Below are 5,112 nucleotides of genomic sequence, written 5' to 3' on the forward strand. Positions count from 1 at the left end.
AACCAGGTCCTAACTTTTTATGGACATTAATACAGGCATTAATAATCCTATCAGTTAACTCTTCTTTTCTCCACTTCTCCATCTTCTCCCTTTCTCCTTATTTTTATCCTACCTGAACTCTTACAAATTGTGAATACGCAGATTAAGGCACTCAAATAATCGCAGTCCGCAGCCATACAAAAGCTTCACCACAAGATCATACGGATATGAAAGATGTGTAAGTAGCACATCTATTTCATCTCTGGACAACACAACCGGTATATAAGGCCTTCTCTTGGCCCTGACATTATCCCGATGGTCACCAAAATCCTTCTTTAGCACATGCCTGAACAAAAAGAGAAGTGCATTAAACGCCTGATTCTGCGTAGATGCTGAAACATTCACCTTGACGGCAAGATATTTGAGAAATTCTTTTACATCCGTGGAAGAAAGCAAAAGAGGTGATTTGTTTCGGGTAAAACCCTGGAACTTTCTCACCCATATTCTGTGATTCAGACAGTAGACTATAGACATCAGATCCCAGACTGAAACGGGCAGAAATTGCAGAAGAATGAAGGCTTGGGAGACCTGCCTATACTTCTGTAGGTAAGGCTCAGGAAAAATTCAGGGAGTGAAATTTTGAGGATGGTTTCCCAAATGTTACTAATTTCCTGCATAAATAGAGTCTATAGTCTTGTGTCTGATGTCCAGTGTCTGAATCACAGTCACCCATATTGTATATACCTTTAATGTCTTTGGAGAATAGTGCTTCATCTTTATTTCAGCGGACATATCCGCGTAAGTATTCTTCCATTGTGCTATGACTGAGTCCTTTTCTTCGCTCTGTGATTCTTTATGAACCTGTACTATGAATGATGGTGGGCTCTTTTTTATCGTTTCTGAACGCAGGTTGGTTTTTGGGGCTGAGGTTATATTGCTACCATTTGCCGCATTAACACCAACTTGCAATATCTCATAATAAAGAGATACAGCATGGGCTGCCTGTTTTTGCTGTGTTTGTGTCTGGTGTTTTTCCTGTAACTTCTTTATGAACTGAGTCAGACTTTCCTTATTTGAATGACTGAAGCCATATTTATGGCAGAAGTCAAGATAGTATCTCAACCATTTTTTATAATGGGATTGATAAGAAACAGGGACTGATTTTTTAGCCAGTATCAAACTATATTGGGCGAAAATATCTGTTGGTATATTAATCATGCAGAATTATCCTATTTTCTGTATATCATGTAAAAAGTAATGATAACCAGTTAGAATTATACATAATTTATTTGTTTTTGTCAATTTTTTTCTTGACTTTTTGACTAAATTGTGCTAAAGTACAGAAAACCATATAATAACTTGTTAGACATATCCAGCATTTTAAAAGGAAGGAGGGGACGGAAGTTTTAAGCGAAGTTATTTGTTGTTTCAAACGACTTCCTAAAATGCGAGAATTGTTTATTGGAACATAAAGAAAATTGTTGCAGAGATCAAGGCAATCCCCATAAGGAGGTAGTATTGATGAACTCGGGAAAATTTCAAGAATACCTTAAAGAGAGATATGAAAACCAGATAGCATGGTATGATCAGAAGGCTATCTGGAACCAAAAGAGATACAAAATATTTCAATGGTCCGTTATTGTCCTTTCGGCAATAACACCAATCCTTGTCGTTATCGCTGTTGGAGGTGAATGGCAAAGATGGACGGCTGTGGTTGTATCAGCTCTGGTAGCAATTGGAACTACTGCTTTAAAAACATTCAAATACCAGGAAAACTGGATTAACTACCGAACGACCTGTGAAACTCTTAGGAAAGAAATTTATTATTATCAGGCTGGCATTCAGGGGTACGAAGATTCAGAGGACCGAGAGGCCCTTTTTATTGAAAGGGTTGAGTCGCTTATCTCAAGAGAAAATACTCTATGGATAATTTCGCAAAAGCAGGAAGAAAAGAAGGCAATGCATACTTAAGGAACTTCGCACGAGAGCCCATTTTAGACACCAAAGGATGAAGCAAAAAGACTTTTGTAAAGATGTAGAAGGTCTTTTACCACAAAGTGAGGAGAATTTCTTTAGTGCTGTGCTCACTCTGTGACTATTTATTACTCGAAGTAGAGAGTGATTAAGCACTATATGAAATACTTGGAGGGAGATTATATTTGCCTTCCATTCAGGAGGTGATAAAAGGATGGCAGGAATTGGCAACTACTTTCATGGTGAAAAAGGGAAAGTCCTTGACCTGTATTTGCTTCCGTCGGGAGATATGCTCTTCTTGGAAATGGAAATTACTGGAAACCCACACAGAAAATATGCCGCAGACTACGGAAGTGATATTGGGATTGATCCATCAATTCGAGTCGGTGATCGGGTTGTTTATATCCGAGCTGACTTCTATGGTGGGATTTGGGTTAAGGAAGGTAATGAATATTCAAGAAATCTTGAAAAAGCATTTGAGCGTGTATGCATATTTAGAAAAAAGTATATGGACAGATATATGGACCAATTTCACAATTGGGAGGGATCCAAAGAAAGTTACGAGCACCCACATACATTGATCAAAAGACTGGCAAACAAGTCCAAAATCCCATTGAGGTTTGAGGAAGAAAATGTTCCTTCAGATGTAAGTGAAATAGAGATAAGCATTTTTCTCAGTTACAGCCATAAAGATGAGGAAATAGGCCAAAGGTTTGCTAGTGATCTCAAGAAGGAGGCTAAAGCAGAGATATGGTTCGATAGATGGGAGGAAAAATCTCGCGATCCACGAACTTTACTTGATGAGTGGCTATCTAAAGCAATATCTGATTGCCAGTCTTTCGTTGCAATATTGACCAAGCATTCAATAGGATCAGATTGGGTAAAGAAAGAGATTCAATGGGCGAATGAGATGTCTATACAAAAGAAAAACTTTCACTTAGTATTTTTGGATATGGAACAAGTTGGGTGGCCATTTGGTGAGACCAAGAACGGGAAGCTAATTGATTGTTATGAACTATCCAAAGGAGAAATAGCTGAAGAATTGTATGCAGCTGTTTATGGAAGAATAGGAAGGCAACAATGGCTTAAAGAACAGCAGAAGAAATCAAGTTGGTTGTGGCGTATATTTGGTTGGCTTTTACGGTGATGAGAAAGTAAGCAGGGGACTTGAGAGCCATATTGAAATCTACGATGATAATATTTAAAAATATTCGTATGGCTCTGGCGATAAAGAGCTAATTCTCTTTTAACTTCTACTTCTCGGAAATCTCTAAATGTGTGAGTGTTATATGCTTTCAGGAAAAGAGATTTTTTTATGTAGTTCTTACTCTTGTTCTTAAGCAGTAGTTAGTTGCCTCAAGTAAGCTGAGAGAAATTATTTCTTCTTCAATTTTCCGGAGCATATTATTGTATTTAGTTTAGGGGAGAGAAAATAGGTATTTATTCACACTTTCTTCCCTCTTCATATAATATTGGACTTTATTTCTTTGGATAGTAAATTAGATACAGAGGAATGAAAGGAATAATCTCTGTAGGAGTAGGTTAAATGATTCTATTTGGTGGAAGTTTAAAGGAGATGTTGGAATACATGGGACTTTTTGGATTTGGGAAGCCAAATATTGAGAAGTTGAAAAAAAGGAAGGATGTTAAAGGTTTAATCAAAGCACTTAAGTATAAGAATGGAGAGATTCGAAGGGACGCAGCAGAAGCCTTAGGTGAGATAAGAGACAAAAGAGCAGTAGAGCCATTGATTGCTGCACTTAAGGATGAACATATGGGGGTCCGATGGCATTGCTGCTGCGCTTTAGTAGAGATAGGTGATAAGAAAGCAGTTGAGCCACTAACTACTCTATTGAAGGATGAAGATGTAAATCTCCGAGGGCATGTAGCAGACTTATTAGGGAGTATAGGTGATAAAAGGGCAGTTGAGCCACTCATTGCTGCAATGGAGGAGGATGAGTTTGTCCGATTGACAGCACCACTTGCTTTAGGGAAAATAGGTGATAAGAGGGCAGTAGCACCACTCATTGCTGCTTTAAAGAATGATGATGAGTGGGTCAGACGGAATTGCTGCCACGCCTTAGGGGAAATAGGTGACAAGAGAGCAGTTGAGTCACTTATTACTGCTTTGGAGGATGAGGATAGTGGTGTTCGAAAGGCTTGCTGCGATGCTTTAGGAAAGATAGGTGATAAAAGGGCAGTTGAGCCACTTATGGCTGCTTTAAAGGATGATGATAAGTGGGTCCGAGGGAGAGTAGCAATAGCTTTAGGTAATATAGGAGACTCTCGAGCAGTAAAACCACTAATTACTACATTGAAAGATCCCTTAATTGCTACATTGAAGGATGAAGACTGCGAGGTCCGAGCCGATGCAAGATTAGCTTTAGTAAAAATAGGTAAGCCAGCTGTTCAGTCACTCATTGCTGCTTTAAAGGATGATGATAAGTGGGTCAGATGGGCTTGCTGCGATGCTTTAGGAAAGATAGGGGACAAGAGAGCAGTAGGACCACTAATTGCTGCATTGGGGGATGATGATAGAATGACCCAATGCTATGCAGTGGAAGCCTTAGGAGAGATAGGTGACAAGAGAGCAGTTCAGTCACTCATTGCTGCTTTAAAGGATGATGATAAGTGGGTCCGAGAGAAAGCAGCAAAAGTCTTAGGGAAAAGAAAGATAGGTGATAAGCAAGCAGTAGGATCACTTATTGATGCATTGAAAGATGAGGATTGGGGAGTTCGAAAGTTAGCAGCAGGAGCCTTAGGAAAGATAGGTAACTTACAGGCTATTGAGGCCTTAACTAAAGTTTCACAAAATGATAGTAGTGAGGATGTAAGAGAAGCAGCAGAGAAGGCTTTACAAAATATCCAACAATAGGAGAACTTAGGGTCACCTATGAAAAGGTTTGTCAAGAAAAAAAGAGACCGTTTAGAATTTGAGGTAAGTGGAGGGGAGTAGTGGAGGGGAGTAGGGTCGGGAGGGGAGTAGGGTCGGGGAGGGGAGTAGGGTCGCATCTTGAATTGGGAGGGGAGTAGGGTCGCATCTTGAGAGGCTGTTGACAAGAAAAAGTATAGTCCCTTTGATGAGGAAGAAGTTTTAATGTATGTATAACTCTATTAAAATAAAGCACTTGAGAGGTTACACTTAAATTTACATGGATT

At 39.3% G+C, this 5,112-nt stretch carries 5 protein-coding genes; 3 read left to right on the top strand and 2 right to left on the bottom strand.

Annotation, left to right across the window (positions count from 1 at the left end):
- Positions 1-120 precede the first annotated feature (120 nt).
- A complete protein-coding gene (locus AB1414_15200; GenBank protein MEW6608767.1) occupies positions 121-513 on the bottom strand; it encodes a phage integrase N-terminal SAM-like domain-containing protein in 393 nt (130 codons plus the stop codon).
- Positions 514-642: 129 nt separating this feature from the next.
- Positions 643-1,197: a hypothetical protein gene (locus AB1414_15205; protein MEW6608768.1), complete on the bottom strand. Its 555-nt coding sequence runs from the start codon at positions 1,195-1,197 to the stop codon at positions 643-645.
- Positions 1,198-1,500: 303 nt separating this feature from the next.
- Here AB1414_15205 and AB1414_15210 point away from each other — a divergent pair, with 303 nt between their 5' ends.
- The 3 genes from AB1414_15210 (at position 1,501) to AB1414_15220 (ending at position 4,828) form a co-directional block, all read left to right on the top strand.
- Positions 1,501-1,950 (top strand): DUF4231 domain-containing protein, encoded by a 450-nt coding sequence (locus tag AB1414_15210; protein ID MEW6608769.1) that lies wholly within the window; start codon positions 1,501-1,503, stop codon positions 1,948-1,950.
- 217 nt (positions 1,951-2,167) lie between these two features.
- Positions 2,168-3,100: a toll/interleukin-1 receptor domain-containing protein gene (locus AB1414_15215; GenBank protein MEW6608770.1), complete on the top strand. Its 933-nt coding sequence runs from the start codon at positions 2,168-2,170 to the stop codon at positions 3,098-3,100.
- Positions 3,101-3,499: 399 nt separating this feature from the next.
- The gene (locus AB1414_15220) at positions 3,500-4,828 is read left to right on the top strand and encodes a HEAT repeat domain-containing protein (GenBank protein ID MEW6608771.1); all 1,329 of its coding nucleotides are present in this window, start codon (positions 3,500-3,502) and stop codon (positions 4,826-4,828) included.
- Positions 4,829-5,112 lie beyond the last annotated feature (284 nt).

The organism is bacterium (assembly GCA_040755795.1).
GTDB lineage: Bacteria > UBA9089 > CG2-30-40-21 > CG2-30-40-21 > SBAY01 > JBFLXS01.